19 protein-coding genes are annotated in these 18,473 nt (G+C 60.8%); 6 read left to right on the top strand and 13 right to left on the bottom strand.

The genetic code is table 11. The annotated features are described in order from the left end of the window. Nucleotides 1-5 precede the first annotated feature (5 nt). The 8 genes from EL257_RS06290 to EL257_RS06325 form a co-directional block, all read right to left on the bottom strand. Nucleotides 6-770, bottom strand: coding sequence for an ABC transporter ATP-binding protein (locus EL257_RS06290; RefSeq protein ID WP_126360783.1), 765 nt, complete (start codon nucleotides 768-770; stop codon nucleotides 6-8). 13 nt (nucleotides 771-783) lie between these two features. Beyond that, entirely contained in the window at nucleotides 784-1,902 is a 1,119-nt protein-coding gene (locus EL257_RS06295; protein ID WP_126360785.1) for a succinylglutamate desuccinylase/aspartoacylase family protein, read from the bottom strand. A gap of 13 nt (nucleotides 1,903-1,915) precedes the next feature. Further along, nucleotides 1,916-2,626, bottom strand: coding sequence for an ABC transporter permease (locus tag EL257_RS06300; protein WP_126360787.1), 711 nt, complete (start codon nucleotides 2,624-2,626; stop codon nucleotides 1,916-1,918). After that, on the bottom strand, nucleotides 2,623-3,351 hold the full coding sequence (locus EL257_RS06305; RefSeq protein ID WP_126360789.1) for an ABC transporter permease: 729 nt from the start codon (nucleotides 3,349-3,351) through the stop codon (nucleotides 2,623-2,625). The genes EL257_RS06300 and EL257_RS06305 overlap by 4 nt, the downstream gene beginning before the upstream one ends. A 56-nt stretch (nucleotides 3,352-3,407) precedes the next feature. Further along, nucleotides 3,408-4,190, bottom strand: coding sequence for a transporter substrate-binding domain-containing protein (locus EL257_RS06310; RefSeq protein ID WP_126360791.1), 783 nt, complete (start codon nucleotides 4,188-4,190; stop codon nucleotides 3,408-3,410). Nucleotides 4,191-4,577: 387 nt separating this feature from the next. Further along, entirely contained in the window at nucleotides 4,578-6,266 is a 1,689-nt protein-coding gene (locus EL257_RS06315; RefSeq protein WP_126360793.1) for an ATP-dependent DNA ligase, read from the bottom strand. After that, nucleotides 6,263-7,297 carry a ligase-associated DNA damage response exonuclease gene (locus EL257_RS06320; RefSeq protein ID WP_126360795.1) on the bottom strand — a complete coding sequence of 345 codons (1,035 nt, stop codon included), beginning with the start codon at nucleotides 7,295-7,297 and terminating at the stop codon, nucleotides 6,263-6,265. The genes EL257_RS06315 and EL257_RS06320 overlap by 4 nt, the downstream gene beginning before the upstream one ends. Nucleotides 7,298-7,458: 161 nt before the next feature. Beyond that, the gene (locus EL257_RS06325) at nucleotides 7,459-9,906 is read right to left on the bottom strand and encodes a penicillin acylase family protein (RefSeq protein WP_126360797.1); all 2,448 of its coding nucleotides are present in this window, start codon (nucleotides 9,904-9,906) and stop codon (nucleotides 7,459-7,461) included. Between the two features lie 201 nt (nucleotides 9,907-10,107). Here EL257_RS06325 and EL257_RS06330 point away from each other — a divergent pair, with 201 nt between their 5' ends. After that, nucleotides 10,108-10,665 (top strand): cysteine hydrolase family protein, encoded by a 558-nt coding sequence (locus EL257_RS06330; RefSeq protein WP_126360799.1) that lies wholly within the window; start codon nucleotides 10,108-10,110, stop codon nucleotides 10,663-10,665. A 184-nt stretch (nucleotides 10,666-10,849) separates the two neighbouring features. Here the strand turns inward: EL257_RS06330 and EL257_RS06335 are convergent, their stop codons facing one another. From EL257_RS06335 to EL257_RS06350, 4 genes are all read right to left on the bottom strand, one after another. Beyond that, nucleotides 10,850-11,059, bottom strand: coding sequence for an SEC-C metal-binding domain-containing protein (locus tag EL257_RS06335; protein WP_008083915.1), 210 nt, complete (start codon nucleotides 11,057-11,059; stop codon nucleotides 10,850-10,852). Next, on the bottom strand, nucleotides 11,056-11,550 hold the full coding sequence (locus EL257_RS06340) for an LEA type 2 family protein (protein ID WP_126360801.1): 495 nt from the start codon (nucleotides 11,548-11,550) through the stop codon (nucleotides 11,056-11,058). The genes EL257_RS06335 and EL257_RS06340 overlap by 4 nt, the downstream gene beginning before the upstream one ends. A 118-nt stretch (nucleotides 11,551-11,668) precedes the next feature. Next, the gene (locus EL257_RS06345; RefSeq protein ID WP_126360803.1) at nucleotides 11,669-12,145 is read right to left on the bottom strand and encodes a YchJ family protein; all 477 of its coding nucleotides are present in this window, start codon (nucleotides 12,143-12,145) and stop codon (nucleotides 11,669-11,671) included. A 4-nt stretch (nucleotides 12,146-12,149) separates the two neighbouring features. Continuing rightward, nucleotides 12,150-12,647: a DUF6231 family protein gene (locus EL257_RS06350; protein ID WP_126360805.1), complete on the bottom strand. Its 498-nt coding sequence runs from the start codon at nucleotides 12,645-12,647 to the stop codon at nucleotides 12,150-12,152. Nucleotides 12,648-12,846: 199 nt separating this feature from the next. On the opposite strand from EL257_RS06350, the gene EL257_RS06355 reads away from it, so the two are divergent. The 4 genes from EL257_RS06355 (at nucleotide 12,847) to EL257_RS06370 (ending at nucleotide 15,550) form a co-directional block, all read left to right on the top strand. After that, on the top strand, nucleotides 12,847-13,542 hold the full coding sequence (locus tag EL257_RS06355; protein WP_126360807.1) for an OmpA family protein: 696 nt from the start codon (nucleotides 12,847-12,849) through the stop codon (nucleotides 13,540-13,542). Nucleotides 13,543-13,632: 90 nt separating this feature from the next. Then, a complete protein-coding gene (locus EL257_RS06360; protein ID WP_126360809.1) occupies nucleotides 13,633-14,355 on the top strand; it encodes an OmpA family protein in 723 nt (240 codons plus the stop codon). Between the two features lie 162 nt (nucleotides 14,356-14,517). Continuing rightward, nucleotides 14,518-14,799 carry a DUF1145 domain-containing protein gene (locus EL257_RS06365; protein WP_126360811.1) on the top strand — a complete coding sequence of 94 codons (282 nt, stop codon included), beginning with the start codon at nucleotides 14,518-14,520 and terminating at the stop codon, nucleotides 14,797-14,799. Next, on the top strand, nucleotides 14,792-15,550 hold the full coding sequence (locus tag EL257_RS06370) for a collagen-like protein (protein ID WP_126360813.1): 759 nt from the start codon (nucleotides 14,792-14,794) through the stop codon (nucleotides 15,548-15,550). The genes EL257_RS06365 and EL257_RS06370 overlap by 8 nt, the downstream gene beginning before the upstream one ends. A gap of 215 nt (nucleotides 15,551-15,765) precedes the next feature. Here EL257_RS06370 and EL257_RS06375 read toward each other — a convergent pair whose 3' ends face one another. Then, nucleotides 15,766-16,230, bottom strand: coding sequence for a DUF2269 family protein (locus tag EL257_RS06375; protein ID WP_126360815.1), 465 nt, complete (start codon nucleotides 16,228-16,230; stop codon nucleotides 15,766-15,768). Between the two features lie 98 nt (nucleotides 16,231-16,328). Between EL257_RS06375 and dinG the strand changes: the two genes are divergently transcribed. Further along, nucleotides 16,329-18,473: an ATP-dependent DNA helicase DinG gene (dinG, locus tag EL257_RS06380; RefSeq protein WP_126360817.1), complete on the top strand. Its 2,145-nt coding sequence runs from the start codon at nucleotides 16,329-16,331 to the stop codon at nucleotides 18,471-18,473.

Raw genomic sequence — 18,473 nt, forward strand, 5'->3', positions numbered from 1 at the left:
TTGTGTTATTTCAGGTTGCCGCTGAGGAACTGCTTCAGGCGTTCACTCTTGGGATTGCCAAGCACTTCTTCGGGGGAGCCTTCTTCTTCAACCAGGCCTTGATGCAGGAACAGCACCTGGCTGGACACCTTGCGTGCAAAGCTCATCTCATGCGTCACCATGATCATTGTCCGGCCTTCCTCGGCCAGCCCCTGGATCACCTTCAACACTTCCCCGACCAACTCCGGATCGAGCGCTGAAGTCGGTTCATCGAACAGCATCACCTCCGGCTCCATCGCCAGTGCCCGGGCAATCGCTACGCGCTGTTGCTGGCCGCCGGACAGGAAGGCCGGGTACTGATCGGCGACCCGCGCCGGCAGACCGACTTTGTCCAGATAACGCCGGGCGCGGTCGTCAGCCTCCTGTTTGCTGCAACCCAGCACCCGGCGTGGCGCCATGGTGATGTTTTCCAGCACCGTCATGTGACTCCACAGGTTGAAATGCTGGAAGACCATCGCCAAGCGCGTGCGCAGGCGTTGCAGTTCATCGGCGTCGGCCACGTGCATGCCGTGACGGTCGGTGACCATGCGGATCGCCTGGCCATCGAGGCTCATGGCGCCGTAATTCGGTTGTTCGAGAAAATTGATGCAGCGCAAAAAGGTACTTTTGCCCGAGCCGCTGGCGCCGATCAGGCTGATCACGTCGCCGGTCTTGGCTTTGAGCGAAACGCCTCGAAGCACCTGATGATCGCCATAGCTTTTGTGCAGGCCTTCAACGGTCAGTTTGTACATGGGACGAGCATCCTCAAGGCGAAAGTAGGTAGCCGCTGCGATAGGCTTCGGCGCCCGCGACGTGGGCGATGACCATGCCGGCGGTGGCCATGCGCCGCAACGAGCGGGCGTAGAGCAGGCCGGCGGCGGTGCAATGAATGGGGGTGACCCGGTCGTGGATCGGGTCGATGATTTCGGCGATCTGCTGACCGGCTTCGAGGTATTGCCCTGCTGCGGCGGTGTACACCAGCAGCCCGCCGACCGGAGTGGTCACCGGTTCTACGCCCGCCAGCGGCGTGGCGGGGCGCGGCAGTGGCGGCTGCGGTTTGGTCTCGCCGACAATCGCGTCAGACTGAATCAGATAGTCGATCAACGCCTGGCAATCGCGGCTGGCCAGTGGGTGATTGACGTCACCCTGGCCGCGCAATTCGACGGTCACCGAAAAACTCCCCTGCGGAATCTCGAACTGTTCGCCGAACCGCTCGCGCAATTGCCACCACAGCAGGGTGAAGCATTCGTCGAATGACTGGCCGCCGGAGTCGGTGGTCAGCAGACTCGCCTGCGCTTCGAGGTAACGCGCCAATGGCTCGACCTGCGGCCACGCTTCGGGCGTGGTGTAAAGGTGCACCACCGATTCGAAGTCGCAGTGCAAGTCCAGCACCATGTCGGCATCGCAGGCCAGGCGTTGCAGGATCAGGCGCTGGGACTGCAGTTGCGTGGTCGCGGTCTGGCGGGCGAGGGCATTGCGCAGCTGAGCGCGGATCAGCTCAAGGTTGTGATGCGGGTCGTCGCTGAGCTTGCCCTCGATGGCATTGCCGATTTCTTCACTGAGATCGACGAACCAGCGGTTGAAGTTTTGTCCGCTCTCCAGCTCGTAGCGGCCCAGCGGCACGTCCATCAGCACTTGTTCGAGGCCGACCGGATTGGCCACCGGCACCAATACGATTTCGCTGCGCAGGCGGCCGGCGGCTTCCAGCTCGGCCAGGCGTTGCTTGAGATGCCAGGCGACGAGCATGCCGGGCAGTTCATCGGCATGCAGCGAGGACTGGATGTAGACCTTGCCCTTGGCCTGCTCCGGGCCGAAGTGAAAGCTGTGGATCTGTCGTGCGGTCCCCGGCAGTGGGGCCAGCAGGTCATGAATCAGGTGGCGCATTTGCGGTGTTGTCCTAGTGAGTCGGGCCGAGGAAGGCCAGCCATCGGCGTTCGGCGAGACGGAACAGGCCGACCAGTGCAAAGGTGATGGTCAGGTAAATCAGCGCGGCGATGCCGAACGACTGGAACGTCAGGAAGGTTGCCGAGTTGGCATCCCGCGCGACTTTCAGAATATCGGGGATGGTCGCGGTGAAGGCCACGGTGGTCGAGTGCAGCATCAGGATCACTTCGTTGCTGTAATACGGCAATGAACGGCGCAGTGCCGACGGCATGATCACATAGGCATAGAGTTTCCAGCCGGTCAGGCCATAGGCCTTGGCGGCTTCGACTTCGCCGTGGTTCATGCTGCGAATCGCCCCGGCGAAAATCTCCGTGGTGTAGGCGCAGGTGTTCAAGGCAAAGGCGAGGATGGTGCAGTTCATCGCATCGCGAAAGAAACTGTCGAGCAGCGGCTGCTCACGTACGGCGGCAAGGCTGTAGATCCCGGTGTAGCAGATCAGCAACTGGATATACAACGGCGTGCCACGGAACAGGTAGGTATAGAACTGCACCGGCCAGCGAATGTAGAAGCGCGGCGAAACGCGGGCGATGGACAGCGGAATCGAGACGATAAAACCGATGCAGATCGATGCGCTCAGCAGCCACATGGTCATGGCCAGCCCGGTGATGTTCTGGCCGTCGGTATAAAGGAAGGCGCGCCAGTATTCCTGCAGGAGCTCGATCATCGTACGGCCTCCCGGGAACCGGCGGCATAACGGCGTTCGAGCCAGCGCAGAATGAAGTTCGAGGCGCTGGTGATCAGCAGATAGATCAACGCGGCAAGCACCAGAAAGTAAAACAGTTGATAAGTGCTTTTACCGGCGTCCTGCGCCGCTTTGACCAGATCGGCCAAGCCGATGATCGATACCAGCGCAGTGGCCTTGAGCATCACCATCCAGTTATTGCCGATGCCCGGCAGGGCGAAGCGCATCATTTGCGGGAACACCACGAAACGGAAACGCTGGCCGCGCTTGAGACCGTAGGCCGTGGCCGCTTCGACCTGACCACGCGGCACGGCGAGGATCGCGCCGCGAAACGTCTCGGTGAAATACGCGCCATATATGAAGCCCAGCGTCAGCACCCCGGCACTGAACGGATTGATCTCGATGTATTCCCATTCCATGTAATCGGTGAGGGAGGTCAGCCAAGTCTGCAGGCTGTAGAAGATCAACAGCATCAGGACCAGATCCGGCACGCCGCGAATCAGTGTGGTGTAGAGCTGGGCCGGCAGGCGCACCAGTTTTATTTTCGACAGTTTGGCGCTGGCGCCGAGCAGGCCGAGTAATACGGCCACCAGCAGCGACAGCGCCGATAATTTGATGGTCATCCAGGTGCCTTGCAGCAACAGCGGGCCGAAGCCTTGCAGGCTGAACGAGGCAAGCCCCAGATTTTGCAGGAGGGTTTCAAACATAAATCAGCAACCTGAGCGGATGGAAAAGGCGCCCATCGAGGATGGGCGCCGGGGCATTATTTGCCGCTGTACAGATTCAGATCGCCAAAGTGTTTCTTTTGAATCTCGGCGTATTTGCCGTCGTCGTGTAACGCTTTGATACCTTTATCCAAAAGTGCTTTCAGCTCAGTGTTACCTTTCTTGATACCGATAGCGGTTTTTGCTGGCAGCAATTCGCTGTCGACTGGCTCGCTGATTTGGTAATCAGCGCCTTTTGGCGACTTCAGAAAGCCCAGTTCGGCTTGCAGCATGTCTTGAATACCGGCATCGAGACGGCCGGATGTCAGGTCGGAATACACCTGATCCTGGTTCTGATAGGCCTGGGTTTTCACGCCGGCCTTGTCCAATACGGCTTTGGCGTAGGCTTCCTGAATGGTGCCTTGCTCGTAACCCACGGTTTTGCCCTTCAGCGAAGCGACGTCTTCGGTGATCCCAGAGCCCTTTTTGAACACGTAAGCGGTAGGGCCTGAAAACAGCTCGTTGGAGAAGTCGATGACTTTCTCGCGGGCCGGGGTCACGGTCATCGACGAGATAACACCGTCGAATTTGTTGGCCTTGAGGCCCGGAATCATGCCGTCGAAATCGCTTTCGACCCACTTGCACTTGACCTTCAGCTCGGCGCAGATCGCGTTGCCCAGGTCGATGTCGAAGCCCACCAGGCTGCCGTCGGCCGCTTTCGACTCGAACGGTGCATACGAAGGGTCAACGCCGAAGCGCAGCTCTTTGTATTCCTTGGCCAGCGCGGAGCCAGCGGCCATGCACAACGCCAGTGCAGAAAGGGTCAGCAATGCTTTTTTCATTATTCAATCCCTAAGAACCAATATGAGCGCTTGTGGCGCAGAATTATTGTTACTGCAACGCTTACGACCTATAGAAAGTAGCAATTTCCGAACCAGAGTCCCGAACAAGTGTTTTAAAAGGTTGGGCGGGCAGAGGCAAGGGGGATTGCATGCCCGAAAATGGGCATCGCCATATCGATGCACCGTTTCGGATCAAATGCGCAGCGCAGGGCAGGTGAAAACTGTGGTGAGAGGATTCCTGTGGCGAGGGAGCTTGCTCCCGCTCGACTGCGCAGCAGGCGCAAGCCTGCAACTTGAGTTTCTAAGGGAAAACGCCGGGGAGTGCTTCGCCCTCCAGCGGGAGCAAGCTCCCTTGCCACAGGATTTACGTGCAGCTTCGAGAGCGGGTCAGGCCAGCAGATCCTGCAAAGTGGCCAGGCTGTCGGCTTCTTCCACGGTCTTGTCCTTGCGCCAGCGCAGCATCCGTGGAAAGCGCACGGCGATGCCGCTTTTGTGCCGCCGGGACAACGCGATGCCTTCAAAGCCCAGCTCAAATACCAGACTCGGCGTCACACTGCTCACCGGGCCGAATTTCTCTATCGTGGTTTTGCGCACAATGCTGTCCACCTGGCGCATTTCCTCGTCCGTCAGCCCCGAGTAGGCTTTGGCGAACGGCACCAACGAGCGTTGACTGGATTCCGGCGGCCCGTCCCACACGGCAAAGGTGTAATCGCTGTACAGACTGGCGCGCCGACCGTGGCCGCGCTGGGCGTAAATCAACACGGCGTCGACGCTGAACGGATCGACCTTCCACTTCCACCACACGCCCATGTCCTTGGTTCGGCCGACGCCATACAACGAATCCCGCGCCTTGAGCATCATGCCCTCGACGCCGAGTTTGCGTGAGGCTTCGCGCTGACGGGCGAGGTCGAGCCAGTCCGTGCCGGTCAGCACCGGTGACTGCAGCAACACCGGGCTGTTGCAACGCGCGATCACCTGTTCCAGCTGCGCACGCCGCTTGACCTGCGGCTGGTTGCGCCAGTCCTCACCCTGCCACTCCAGCAGGTCATAGGCGAGCACGACCACCGGCACGTCTTCGAGAATTTTCCGGTCGAGGGTTTTGCGCCCGATGCGTTGCTGCAGCAGGGCGAACGGCTGCACTGCCGGTGGTTCGCTCGATTGCGGATTGAAGGCATCTTCGGTGGTGGGATGGGTGCTTTTCCAGACGACGATTTCGCCATCGATCACCGTGCCGTCGGGCAATCCGTGAACCAGCACATCGAGTTCGGGAAAACGCTCGGTGACCAGTTCTTCACCGCGCGACCATACCCACAAACGCCCGTCGCGCTTGACCACTTGCGCGCGAATGCCATCCCACTTCCATTCGATCTGCCAGTCACTGGCAGGCCCGATCAGAGTGTCGAATTCCTCTACCGGTTGCGACAACGCGTGGGCCAGGAAGAACGGGTACGGCTGCCCACCGCGCTGGGCGTGTTCATCGGCGGATTCGGCAGCGATCAGTTTCAGATAACTCGCCGCGTCAGGTCGGTTCGACAGATCGGTATAGCCCACCAGTCGTTGCGCGACGCGTTTGCTGTCGAGCCCGGCCATCGAAGCCAAAGCCCGCGTCACGAGTAATTTCGACACGCCAACGCGAAAGCTGCCGGTAATCAGCTTGATGCACAGCATCAGGCTGGGCCGGTCCAGTTGCGCCCACAGCGCTGGTAATTGTCGCGCCAGATAATCCGGGGTTTCGCCGCGCAACGGCAGCAATTTTTCCTCTATCCACGTGGCCAGGCCGGCCTCCGAACTGTGAGAGTTTTCCGGCAGCACAAGGGAAATTGTCTCTGCCAGATCGCCTACGGCTTGATAGCTTTCCTCGAACAACCAGGGTTCCAGCCCGGAAACCTCGACCGCGACCTCACGCAGCACGCGCACCGGCACCAATTGCCGCGGCCGGCCACCCGAGAGGAAATACACCGCCCACGCAGCATCCTCTGGCGCCGCCATGGCGAAATAAGCCTGCATTGCCGCCAGTTTGGCGTTGCTCGAGGTGGTGGCGTCTAGTTCGGCATAGAGATCGGCGAAGGCTTTCATGCAGACGTCTCGGCAGCGGTGGGCTCGGTGGCGATGTTGTCTTCTTCGTCGTCACCGTATTCGGTAGTGAAACCCTGGGCATCGAGGCCCTGTTCGCGCAGATGACGCACCAGAACGCCAATCGAGCCGTGGGTGACCATCACCCGTTCGGCGCCGGTCTGGTTGATTGCCCATAACAGGCCGGGCCAGTCGGCGTGATCGGACAGTACGAAACCGCGATCCACCCCGCGTCTGCGGCGAGTGCCGCGCAAGCGCATCCAGCCGCTGGCGAAAGCGTCGCTGTAGTCACCGAAGCGGCGCATCCAGCTGCTGCCGCCAGCCGAGGGCGGGGCGATGACCAGCGCTTGGCGCATCATCGGATCATTTTTGGCGACGTCGCCGGCGTAGAGAGTTGGTGGCAAGTACACGCCAGCCTCGCGATACACACGATTCAGCGGCTCGACCGCGCCGTGGCTGAGGATCGGGCCAAGGGTTTCATCGATGCCATGGAGAATCCGCTGGGCCTTGCCGAACGAATAGCAGAACAGCACGCTGGCCTTGCCGGCGGCGATATTTTCCGACCACCACTGATTGATCTCGGCAAACATTTGCGCCTGTGGCTGCCAGCGATAGATCGGCAGGCCGAACGTCGATTCGGTGATGAACGTGTGGCAGCGCACCGGTTCGAACGCCGCGCAGGTGCCATCCGGCTCGATCTTGTAATCGCCAGACGCGACCCAGACTTCGCCGCCATACTCGAGACGCACCTGCGCCGAGCCGAGCACGTGGCCGGCCGGATGAAAACTCAAGGTGACGCCGTGGTGGATCAGGCGCTGGCCATAGGCGAGGGTCTGCAGGTTGATGTCCTGACCGAGTCGCGCGCGCAGAATCCCTTCGCTGGCGCTGCTCGACAAGTATTGCTGGTTGCCAGTGCGTGCGTGATCGCCGTGGGCATGAGTGATCACCGAGCGCTCGACCGGGCGCCAGGGATCGATATAGAAATCCCCCGCGGGGCAATACAAACCTTCGGGACGCGCGATAACAAGGTCCATGTCGTTACCTGAATGGAGGGCTTGTCAGTTATGAGGCTGGCGCTGAGCCGGAAGTTCTATCGGGTTTTCGCAGATTTGAAAGCAAAAGATCGCAGCCTTCGGCAGCTCCTACATTCATCTGTGCAGGAGCTGCCGAAGGCTGCGATCTTTTGATCTTGCGGTTACTTACCCGGTGTCAGGGTCAATCGGGTCTTGCCATACACCCGATCAAAATTCTGCGGCTGCATCGGCAAACCGATGTACTGCCCCTTCAGCCACGCATCGATCCCGTTGAGATAATTCGGGCTCATGGGGTTGCCCGACTGTCCCGTGCCGTTTTGCCCCATCAACGGCTCGCTCTGGCCGAAGTCGACGATAAAACGCATCGACGGCGCACGCGTGGTGACGAAATCCTGGCCCCAGGCGAACGCCGCGGTGTTCAGGGTGGTGTGGTCACCGCCCGCAGCCAGCGGCCCGCGAACATTCTGTCCTGCGGCATTCTTCCATTGGTAGCCGTGAAGTTTGCCCCACTGCCAGCCGCGGCGGTCAGCGCCCAGTTGACTGTCGCCCGCGCTGATTGCCGCCGCGAGGCTGCGAGCGAGGATCACCGCTTTGTCTTCCTTCTGCGGCGTGCGCAGGTCATCCCAGAACGGGCTGTCCTCTCGGCCCAGCAAGTGGTCGGCCTGCGCCGCATAGGAAAAATCGCCGCTGGCAACAAAAGCTTTCCACGCCGCACTGGACTCGGGGCCCAGTTCGTCGAGGAAGATTTGCTTCATGCTTTCCTGCAGGAACAACTCATAAATCGCCGCATCTGCCGAGGTCGGGCTGAGCTTGCCGTCGAATGCCATCAATCGGGTAAACGCCTCGCGGGCCTTGCTGCGATCAGCCTCCGGCAGGCCATCGATGGCTTGTTTCAATGGCTGTTTCATGCCCGGCGCCTCGAACATTTTCTTCAACTTGGCGGCGAACGTGGTGGTCTGATCGTATTGCATGGCGATCACGCTGCGACCGTCATGCTTGCCGCTACCAGCCAGTTCGGCCAAGCGTTCGCCGCGCTCCGGCGCCGCCCAGGATTTCGACAGTTGCATGCCGTAACCGTCGGGGATGACGCGCTGGTTGGCGGTGCCGAGCCAGCCTTGTGCCGGATCTTGATCGTACGGATGCAGCATCGGGTCGGCGTAACCATCCCAGTCAAAGCGACCGTCCCAGCCCGGCGACGGCAGCAAGCCTTCGCCTTCGCGGCGGTTGGGGAAGCGTCCGGTGACCTGCCAACCGATATTGCTCGCGTCGGCGAACACCAGATTCAGAGTGATGGCGCGGATTTCGCGGCTGGCGTCCGAGGCGCGTTCAACGGTCTGCGCGCGGGTCAGATCGAAGAATGCATCCAGCGATTTGTCGTCGGTGAAACCCGGCGTTTGCAAGGCCAGGCCGAAACCACTGCCCTGCGCCACTTGGGCGCTGTTGAGCAGCGCACCGTGACGGGTTTCGTACACCGCTTCGCGAATCGGCCGCTGACCTTTGACGAAGTAGGTTTCGTTGCGCACTGTCAGCGGCTGCCATTTGCCATTGACCTCATAGCTGAGGCTGTTGCCCTGACGGCGGACTTTTTCCAGGAACAGGTCCTGGTTATCGCCGAGCACGCTGGTGGTGCTCCAGGCAACTTTGCCGTTGAAGCCGCCGAGGACGATTGGCAAACCGGCGACGGTGACACCCGCTGCCTGATATTTCGGCGCACGAATCTGCACGAAATTCCACAGCGACGGCGCGGCCAGCGGCCCATGGGCATCGCTGGCGAGCAGGCTTTTCCCGCTGCGGCTGCGTTGCGGGGCAATCGCCCAGTTGTTCGAAGATGACGCGCCCAGCAGGTTCAGTGCCGACAGTTGCTGGCTGGCGTTGCTCAGCTCGGTCAGGCCCGGAATCTGCCCAGTGAGTTTCAGGCCTTGCAGCTTGTCGGCTTCGGCCAGCGGCAGGTTCTCGTCGGGGGCGGAGGGTGTCAGCCAGGCGAGTTTGTCGGTGGTCACGGTTTGCGCGAGCACCAACGAGGAGATTTCTTCTGGCAGGTTGGCCGACTGGCTGAAATTCAACAGCGCAAAAATCAGCGCCGAATCTTCCGGTTTCCAGTATTCGGGCTTGTAACCGCTGGCGGCGAGGTCGCCCGGCAACTTGTCGGCATAGCGGAACAGGTAGGCGTTGACGCCCCGCGCATAGACTTCAAAGAAACGCTTGAGACGTGGCGACGAAGCCTTGTACAACTCGCCGGCGCTTTTCTTCAGATTGACCGCACGCATGTAGCGGTCGGCATCGAGCATCGACGCGCCAGACATTTCCGCCAGACGACCCTGAGCCAGCAGGCGCAGGGTGACCATCTGATTGATGCGGTCACTGGCGTGCACATAGCCGAGGCTGAACAGGGCATCGTGGAACGTGTTGCTCTCGATCAACGGCATGCCCATGGCATTGCGGCGCACCGAAACGTTCTGCGCCAGGCCCTTGAGCGGTTGCACGCCGGAGGTCGGCGGCAGGCTGTCCTGAGCGTTCCAGGTCTGGCAACCGGACAGGCTCAAGACACCGGCCACTGCTGCGGCAACGCCGAACCGGGGAAGAAAATGTGTGAGGGCTGGCGAGGCCATGGCGAAGCTCCTGCGGGGGTATAAGGCTGGGGGCGCAATAAAGCCGCTACGTTAGTGAGCGCGCGAGAGCCGCGCAAGCGGGGCAAGTGGTTATTTGTGCAGTTGTCGGCTGGCCGGTCGGAGGGTTGGCAGTTGCCTGTCGCAAACCGCTGATGTTGAACTACGGAAAAATCCCAAGACCTTGCAGGAGAAAAAAACGCCATGGAGCTCGAGGCCAGCGCTGCGCTGATCATCATTGATCAACAGAAAGGCATTTTGCATCCGCGCCTTGGACGGCGGAATAACCCTCACGCCGAAGAGCGAATGCTGGAGTTGCTGGCGCTGTGGCGCCACACCGGACGGCCGGTCATTCACGTACAGCACCTGTCGCGCTCGCCGGATTCGGTGTTCTGGCCCGAGCAGGATGGAGTCGAGTTCCAGCCGCGGTTTTTGCCGCAGGACGGCGAATGGCTGATCCAGAAACAGGTACCCGATGCGTTTTGCGCGACCGGACTGGAAGGGCGCTTGCGCGAGGCGGGGATCGGGCAATTGATCATTGTCGGCGTGGCGACCCATAACTCGGTTGAATCAACCGCGCGCACAGCGGGCAATCTGGGTTTCGACGCTTGGGTAGCGGAGGATGCGTGCTTTACCTTCGACAAGGCCGATTATTTCGGCACATTGCGTACGGCTGAAGAAGTGCACGGGATGTCGCTGGGGAATCTGGATGGGGAGTATGCGACGGTGGTCAGCTGTGCGCAGATTTTGACAGCCGACTGATAAACCTGTGGGAGCTGGCTTGCCAGCGATAGCGGTGTGTCAGCTGACATCAATGTTGAAGTTGCTGGCCTCATCGCTGGCAAGCCAGCTCCCACAGGGTCTGCGGGTCGGCGCAGATCTAATGTGGGAGCGAGCTTGCTCGCGAAGGCGGCGGGTCAGGCGAAGAGGGCCTTCGCCGCAGGCATCAAGCCCCGTGGCACTTCTTGAATTTCTTGCCGTTGCCGCATGGGCAAGGGTCGTTGCGGCCGACGTCTTTCAGGGCGTTGCGCACCGGTTCCTGGTGAGCGTGGCCGCAATTCGGGCCGTGCACATGGCCGTGGTCATGATCGTGATGATGGTCATGGTCATGGTCGTGGTTGCAGTCAGGGCCGTGGACGTGAGGTTGCTGGGTCATCGGTGTTGCTCCGGAATTAAATCGGCGGGGATTATCACGCCATTGCGCTCAAGGTGCACGTAGTGAGCGATGAATAAACCGGTTTCCATCTCGCCTTGCAGTCGATAGGGAATCTGCTGTTTGGAATTTTTCAGCATCTTCACCACGTCCTTGACCTTCGGCCACAGGTTGGTGCGGATCGGCACTTTGAAATACGCACTGCGTTTCGGTCCGACGCTGAACCAGTGCTCGTGCTCGCCCTCGGCCAACAGCATATCGGCCAGATGAATGCGGTATTCGAGGCCGCGCACGGTCAGCTCACTGTCGTTGGGGTTGTCGACGCGAAAGTGCAGGATGAATCTCTGCTCGAGCAGTTTGGCCCGCACCACCTCGACTTTCACCAGATGCACGGCGGGTTCGACGCTGTCATCACTGAACCACGAGGCGCAGCCGCCGAGGTTGAGGATCAGCATCAGAATGAAGCATTGGCAGGTGCGCCGACGACCGAGCATGGTTTGACTCCCTTTGGTGCCAGTCTAGACGCTAAAAGATCGCAGCCTTCGGCAGCTCCTACATGAGATCCCGTAACCCAAGGAGCTGCCGCAGGCTGCGATCTTTTGATCTTCAACCTCAAGCGCCAAAATAACCCGCACAGCATTTCTTGAACTTCTGCCCGCTGGCGCACGGGCAGCTGTCATTGCGCCCCAGCTTCAACTGCACCGTTGGATCGATGAAGTACCAGCGCCCGGCGTTCTGTACGAACGAGGAGCGCTCGCGGTGACTGTGCTCGCCCTGGCTGTCGTGCCAGCGTGCGGTGAAGGTGACGAAGGCGTGCTCCGGTTGGCCGCCGAAGACTTCCGAGCTTTCGACCTCGAGGCCAAGCCAGGTGCTCTGCGCACTCCAGTCACCGATCGATTGCCGGTTCAGACCCGCTTGCTGGGCGGGCAGGGTGGTCGTCACCAGATAGTCGACCAGGCCCAACACGTAAGCGCTGTAGCGTGAGCGCATCAACGCTTCGGCGCACGGGGCCGGATGGCCTGCATGATAATGACCGCAGCAGGCATCCAGCAGATTGCCGCTGCCGCAAGGGCAAATGGCTGTACTCATCGCATTACCACCAGTATTTCCCGAAGTTTTCCGGATTGGCCCAGAAGCGTGAATTGAGCCAGTCGGGGACTTGTTTGTAGTCAAGCAGATCGTAGGTGAACAGGGTCAGCACCTGATCCTCGCGCTGGAACCGCTCGCTGGCTTGCAGTGCCAGTGAATAGAAGTCGGTTTCCTGCCAGCCGCTGGCGCTCAGATCGGCCAGCACGGCAATGCGACTGGCATTGAGGTTGCGAATCCCACCCAGGAGATTCAGGCCGTCGCGCTTGGGCAACTGTTCCAGGCAATCGACCATCAGCGCCAGATCGAAACGCTGGGCCGCGAGTTCGGCGGGCAATGCGCCAGGCGCGGCGTGGGCGACGACGCTTTCCGTGTGCGCCTGTTTGAAAGCGCTGAGCGCCGGAAATTCGCTGGCGCCAATCAGCAACAGTCGCGCCGGGGCGTAGCGATCCAGCAAAGCGGCCAACGCCTGTTGCGGCGTGCGGGAAGAAATGGCGACGTTCATCGAAGCTCCTCAATCAGACCGCCAAGACTAGCCTGCCTGACTGCAGCGGCAAAGGGCCCTGTCTCGCCGGTTTGCGCGAAAAGCGGCAAAGTCCTGTGAACAGGGTCGCAAACAGCAGTGGCCTATTGCTGGCGGAGATTAAAACTCCGGTCTTTACTCCCTGCATCGGTTTTGAGCCGATCCCTCAGGAGAAAACCAGATGAGCATAGTTCGGACAGCATTACCTTTGATTCTGCTAACCAGTGTGTTGACGGGTTGTGCAGGTTTGCAGAAAACCGATTGGCCGACGTGTGCGGCGGTCGGTGGTGTTGTCGGTGCCGGTCTCGGCGCGACCGAAAGTTCGGCGTGGGCCGGCTACGGCGCGTTGCTGGTCGGCGGTACCGCAGCGGCCTATTGCTGGGTGCACGGTGATGGCGACGAGGACGGCGATGGTGTACCGGACAGTCGCGACAAGTGCCCGGGCACGCCAAAAGGCGTACAGGTCGATGCTGACGGTTGCCCTCCACCTGCCCCTGCGCCAGTGGTTGAAGAAGCCGTTGTAGTCAAAGAAGAAACCATCGTCATTCGCGATGTGCATTTCGAGTTCGACAAAGCCACGCTGACCGGTCCTGACAAGCAAGTGCTGGACAAGGTTGCCGATCGCCTGAGACAGGAAGCCTCTACCGCGCAACTGACCGTGACCGGTCACACCGACAGCGTCGGCAGCGATGCCTACAACAAAAAACTCTCGGATCGTCGCGCGCACTCGGTGGTGGAATACCTGATCCAGCAGGGCGTGCCACGTGCCAGCTTTGTGTCGGTGTCCGGCATGGGTGAAAGCCAGCCAGTGGCCGACAACAAATCCGCTGACGGCCGCGCGCAGAACCGTCGTACCGAAATCAAGATTCAACGTTGAGCCCCCTCGCATCCGCGGCTTGTGCAGTCGCGGATGCGGGTCTTTACTCCTGTGTAACCGGTATGGGCCGGTGACACAGGAGCTTTCACAATGTCTGCTTTCTCAAGGTCCGTCTTGCCGGTGCTGTTGCTTGGCAGCTTGCTCACGGGTTGCGCCACGCACAGCGATGGCACTGCACCCCTCAATCAACGTACATGGCCGATCTGCAGCGTCATCGGCGGGCTGGTCGGCGGCGGTCTTGGCGCCATCGAAAGTGCGGGCTGGGCCGGTGGCGGCGCGGCGTTGGGGATCCTCACCGGTGGACTGATCTGCTATGCCCAGGACGGCGACGAAGACGACGACGGTGTTTTCGACCGCCGCGACCGTTGCCCGGACACCCCGCAAAATACCGAAGTCGATCACCGTGGCTGCCCGTTGCCACAGTATCCCGTCACGCCAAAAGCGCCTGAGCCGGCGCCGCAAACCGAAGTCATCACGTTGAGTGATGCCGGCGACGTGCTGTTCGAGTTCGACAAGTCTGACCTTACCCCCGGCGCCCAGGCGCAGCTCGATACGCTGATGGACAAGCTGCGCAATGCCGACGTGGTCAGCATCAAGGTCGTCGGGCACACCGACAGCAAAGGTTCGGATGGGTATAACCAGGCCTTGTCGGAGCGGCGGGCGAGCAGCGTTGCGGCGTATCTGCTGAGTCAGGGCCTGGCGCCGAACAAATTGACCAGCGAAGGACGCGGCGAAAGTGAACCCGTCGCCGACAATGCTACCGATGAGGGCCGCGCGCAAAATCGTCGCGTGGAATTGCACATCAACCGCTAGGATGCCTCTGTAGGACACGGGCTAGAGCTGCCGGACGAATATCCTCATCGTCCGGCAGCCATTTGCCGACGCAACGAAGTTTTTTCATTTGGCCCTCTGGCTTATCCCCCGCAGAAGCCGTTACTGTGCGTCCAAAGAATAATTCGCAACACGGGGGAGCGTATGAAAGTGTTCTGGGGGCTGGGGCGTTTGTTGACCCTGCTGTTCTGCTGCGTGGTGCTGGCCAATCAACTGGTGCCGTTCGTACATCCGCTGCACCTGCTGGTCAATCTGGCCGGCGGCCTGCTGTTGCTGATTCATGTAATTGAAGTGCTGCTGTGCAATCGCAGCCTCAAAGGCCGTCCGCACCCTTGGCGTGACCGTGGCCGTATTCTGTTGTTTGGCGTTTTCCACCTGCAAACCATCCCGGCCCCGGCCGCTCCGGAGGCTAATTCCCATGCGTAAACTTTGCTTGCTCGCTGCATTGATCAGCCCGTTGGCCTGTGCCCAAGTGGTCAGTGTCGAAACCAATTCGCTGATGCGTCTGCCCACCAACGCCAGCACTTTGCAGTTGGAGAAACTGGAAGTCGCCGATTACGGCACGCTGCTGATTCCTTCCAACGTAACCGAGTTGAGCGTCGGCGAGCTGCGCCTCGGCCACGAAGCTCGCATTGCCATCGTTCCGGGGGAGAGGGCGCTGGACATGAAAGTTGCCCACGCCGAGCTGAGCGACGGCAGCCAGATCACTGCGCGGGGTGCGCCGGGGACCTATGAAAAAGCGGCGCGGGCAGGGCGCAATCTGAATCTGCAATTCAAGGCACTGAACGCGCCGCAGCTGCTGGTCGACGCCCGTGGCGGCACCGGGGCGCCGGGTTTTGTCGGTCTCGATGGCGGTAACGGTGAAGACCCCGGCTGCACTTATGGTTCGGCCGGACATGGTTCTGATGGCAGTGACGGCAGCGACGGTCAACCCGGCGCACCGGGCGCGCTGGTACGCCTCGAAGTACCCCGCGATTTTCCTGCCGAGCTGATCAAGGTCAACGTGGCTGGCGGTGCCGGTGGCCCGGCGGGTGTGGGTGGCAAGGCCGGGAAAGGCGGGAAGTCCAAGGGCTGCCTGGTGTATCGCGCCGATGGCGGCAAGAATGGCAAGGCCGGCGCTGATGGCCAGCCGGGGCCGGTGGGGGCGGCAGGGGCTGTGACTGTGCAGCGTCTTTAAAGGCAGACCCTCATCGGAACGCCGCCCAGCCCTCTCCCAGAGGGAGAGGGGGCCGACCGAGGTGACTCAGGCTATCCATCGACCTGAACAACCGTGTCGGTTATGGATTCAAAGCTAGTACTTCAGGTCAGCGTAACTCTGCAATATCCCCCATTCAGTCCCCTCTCCCTCCGGGAGAGGGCTAGGGTGAGGGGCTCTTGATCTTTACCCCAACTTCAGAACATCGGCCGAGCCGCCGCAATCGCCACCAGCGCCAACCCGACAATCAGATTAAGCCCGACCACCCGGCGAATCCGCCCCAACACCGCCGCACCCGTCGGCCAGTCCTTCGCCTCAACTGCCTCGCGCAATTCCGGCAGCATCAACCCCTGAATGCGGATAAACAGCGCGGTCATCACCACATACAACCCGATCATGATCTGCACATACTTCGGTGCAGTTTCAAACCCGACCTGCTGCAAATGGAGCATGCCAACGCCGCTGATCGGCAACAGAATCACCGCGACCCAGACCCAACGAAAAAAACCTTGAAACACTTCCACCCACAAGGTCAGGCGGGCAGGGCCGTCGAGCGCCTTCATGGCTGCGGGGCGCAGGACCATCCAGGCGAAAAACATGCCGCCGACCCACACCAGAGCGGCGAGGACATGCAGCGGGTAAACGAGGCTAAAAGGTGTCATTGGGTTACTCCGTTCTGCGCGGGATCGATTCGCGGGGTATGATAGCCGCCGAATCAAACCACTGAAAATTTATCCAGCGTTTTTGCGCCCGACACTCAATGATCAGCACTGAACTCAAAACCACGATCCAGGGCGCCTACTCGCGTTTTCTAGAGGCCAAGAGCCTCAAACCGCGCTACGGCCAGCGCCTGATGATCGCTGAAATTGCGAAAGTCCTCGGCGATATCGACACCGACGACGAAGGCCGGCGCAGTGGCGACCCGGCAATTGTCGCGGTGGAAGCCGGCACTGGTACCGGCAAGACCGTGGCCTACAGCATGGCCGCGATCCCCACGGCCAAAGCCGCCGGCAAACGTCTGGTCATCGCCACCGCGACCGTCGCGCTGCAAGAGCAGATCGTCTACAAGGATCTGCCCGACTTGATGCGCAACAGCGGGCTGAACTTCACGTTCGCCCTCGCCAAAGGTCGTGGCCGCTACATGTGCCTGTCCAAGCTCGACATGCTCTTGCAGGAAGGTCACGCGCAAACCGCCACTGCCCAGCTGTTCGAAGAAGAAGGCTTCAAGATCGAGGTCGATGAGGCCAGTCAGAAGCTCTTCACCAGCATGATCGAAAAACTCGCCGGCAATAAATGGGACGGCGACCGTGACAGCTGGCCGAATGCGCTGGAAGACGCCGACTGGGCACGCCTGACCACCGATCACAGCCAATGCACCAACCGTCATTGCCCGAACTTCGGCCAGTGCGCGTTCTACAAGGCGCGCGAAGGCATGGGCAAGGTCGACGTGATCGTCACCAACCACGACATGGTCCTGGCTGATCTGGCATTGGGCGGTGGCGCCGTGTTGCCGGATCCGCGCGATACCATCTATGTATTCGACGAAGGTCACCACCTGCCGGACAAGGCCATCGGCCATTTCGCCCACTACACGCGCCTGCGCTCCACCGCCGACTGGCTGGAAACCACCGCCAAGAACCTCACCAAACTGCTCGCTCAGCATCCGCTGCCGGGCGATCTCGGCAAGTTGATCGAGCAGGTGCCGGAGCTGGCGCGGGAAATCAAAGCGCAGCAGCAGTTCATGTTCAGCGCTTGCGAACAGGTCGCCGACTTCAAGCCTGGCGAAGATGTCGAAGGCCGCGAGCGACCACGGCATCGTTTTGTCGCCGGGGTGATTCCCGAACACATGCGCGAAATGGGCATCGAGCTGAAAAAGGGCTTCTCGCGCTTGAACGATCTTTTCACCCGCCTGACCGATTTGCTCAAGGAAGGCATGGACGGCGAGGTCAACATCGGCATCGCCAGCAATCAGGCCGAAGAATGGTATCCGCTGTTCGGTAGCCTGTTGTCCCGTGCTTCCGGCAACTGGGAACTGTGGACCGCGTTCACCGCCGAAGACCCGGAAGACAGCCCGCCCATGGCGCGTTGGCTGACCCTGGCTGAAAGCGGTTCGCTGTTCGACATCGAGGTCAACGCCAGTCCGATTCTGGCGGCGGAAACCTTGCGTCGCAGTCTGTGGAATGTCGCTTACGGCTGTCTGGTGACCTCGGCGACGCTGACGGCGCTGGGCACTTTCGACCGCTTCCGCATGCGCGCCGGTCTGCCGAAAAAAGCCGTCACGGCGGTGGTGCCGAGCCCGTTCCATCACGCCGATGCGGGTGTGTTGCGGGTGCCGGATCTGAAAGCCGATCCGCGCGATGCCGCCGCACACACGGCGGCGATCATTCGTGAACTGCCGGATCTGGTCGAAGGCTCGCGCGGCACGCTGGTGCTGTTCTCCTCACGCAAACAGATGCAGGACGTGTTCGACGGCCTCGATCGCGACTGGCGCAAGCGAGTGTTCATTCAAGGCAACCTGTCGAAACAGGAAACCCTGAACAAGCACAAGGCGCGGGTCGACGGCGGTGATTCCAGCGTGCTGTTCGGTCTGGCCAGTTTCGCCGAAGGGGTCGACTTGCCGGGCGCGTACTGCGAGCACGTGGTCATCGCCAAGATTCCATTTTCGGTGCCGGACGATCCGGTCGAAGCGGCGCTTTCGGAGTGGATCGAAGCCCGCGGCGGCAACCCGTTCATGGAGATTTCCGTGCCCGATGCCTCGCTGAAGCTGGTTCAGGCCTGCGGTCGTCTGCTGCGCACCGAAGAGGACCGCGGCACCATCACCTTGCTTGATCGGCGCCTGGTCACCCAGCGCTACGGCAAGGCGATCCTCAATGCGCTGCCTCCTTTCCGTCGTGAAATATCCTGA

It is taken from the genome of Pseudomonas fluorescens (genome assembly GCF_900636825.1).
Taxonomy (GTDB): Bacteria; Pseudomonadota; Gammaproteobacteria; order Pseudomonadales; family Pseudomonadaceae; genus Aquipseudomonas; species Aquipseudomonas fluorescens_BG.

Bases quoted from the DNA above. Each gene is read 5' to 3' on its own strand.
- EL257_RS06365 (WP_126360811.1), top strand. From the start codon at position 14,518: ATGAAAGTGTTCTGGGGGCTGGGGCGTTTGTTGACCCTGCTGTTCTGC.
- EL257_RS06330 (WP_126360799.1), top strand. From the start codon at position 10,108: ATGGAGCTCGAGGCCAGCGCTGCGCTGATCATCATTGATCAACAGAAA.
- EL257_RS06295 (WP_126360785.1), bottom strand. From the start codon at position 1,902: ATGCGCCACCTGATTCATGACCTGCTGGCCCCACTGCCGGGGACCGCA.
- EL257_RS06375 (WP_126360815.1), bottom strand. From the start codon at position 16,230: ATGACACCTTTTAGCCTCGTTTACCCGCTGCATGTCCTCGCCGCTCTG.
- EL257_RS06300 (WP_126360787.1), bottom strand. From the start codon at position 2,626: ATGATCGAGCTCCTGCAGGAATACTGGCGCGCCTTCCTTTATACCGAC.
- EL257_RS06325 (WP_126360797.1), bottom strand. From the start codon at position 9,906: ATGGCCTCGCCAGCCCTCACACATTTTCTTCCCCGGTTCGGCGTTGCC.
- EL257_RS06340 (WP_126360801.1), bottom strand. From the start codon at position 11,550: ATGCTCGGTCGTCGGCGCACCTGCCAATGCTTCATTCTGATGCTGATC.
- EL257_RS06350 (WP_126360805.1), bottom strand. From the start codon at position 12,647: ATGAACGTCGCCATTTCTTCCCGCACGCCGCAACAGGCGTTGGCCGCT.
- EL257_RS06355 (WP_126360807.1), top strand. From the start codon at position 12,847: ATGAGCATAGTTCGGACAGCATTACCTTTGATTCTGCTAACCAGTGTG.
- dinG (WP_126360817.1), top strand. From the start codon at position 16,329: ATGATCAGCACTGAACTCAAAACCACGATCCAGGGCGCCTACTCGCGT.
- EL257_RS06335 (WP_008083915.1), bottom strand. From the start codon at position 11,059: ATGACCCAGCAACCTCACGTCCACGGCCCTGACTGCAACCACGACCAT.
- EL257_RS06320 (WP_126360795.1), bottom strand. From the start codon at position 7,297: ATGGACCTTGTTATCGCGCGTCCCGAAGGTTTGTATTGCCCCGCGGGG.
- EL257_RS06305 (WP_126360789.1), bottom strand. From the start codon at position 3,351: ATGTTTGAAACCCTCCTGCAAAATCTGGGGCTTGCCTCGTTCAGCCTG.
- EL257_RS06345 (WP_126360803.1), bottom strand. From the start codon at position 12,145: ATGAGTACAGCCATTTGCCCTTGCGGCAGCGGCAATCTGCTGGATGCC.
- EL257_RS06310 (WP_126360791.1), bottom strand. From the start codon at position 4,190: ATGAAAAAAGCATTGCTGACCCTTTCTGCACTGGCGTTGTGCATGGCC.
- EL257_RS06290 (WP_126360783.1), bottom strand. From the start codon at position 770: ATGTACAAACTGACCGTTGAAGGCCTGCACAAAAGCTATGGCGATCAT.
- EL257_RS06360 (WP_126360809.1), top strand. From the start codon at position 13,633: ATGTCTGCTTTCTCAAGGTCCGTCTTGCCGGTGCTGTTGCTTGGCAGC.
- EL257_RS06315 (WP_126360793.1), bottom strand. From the start codon at position 6,266: ATGAAAGCCTTCGCCGATCTCTATGCCGAACTAGACGCCACCACCTCG.
- EL257_RS06370 (WP_126360813.1), top strand. From the start codon at position 14,792: ATGCGTAAACTTTGCTTGCTCGCTGCATTGATCAGCCCGTTGGCCTGT.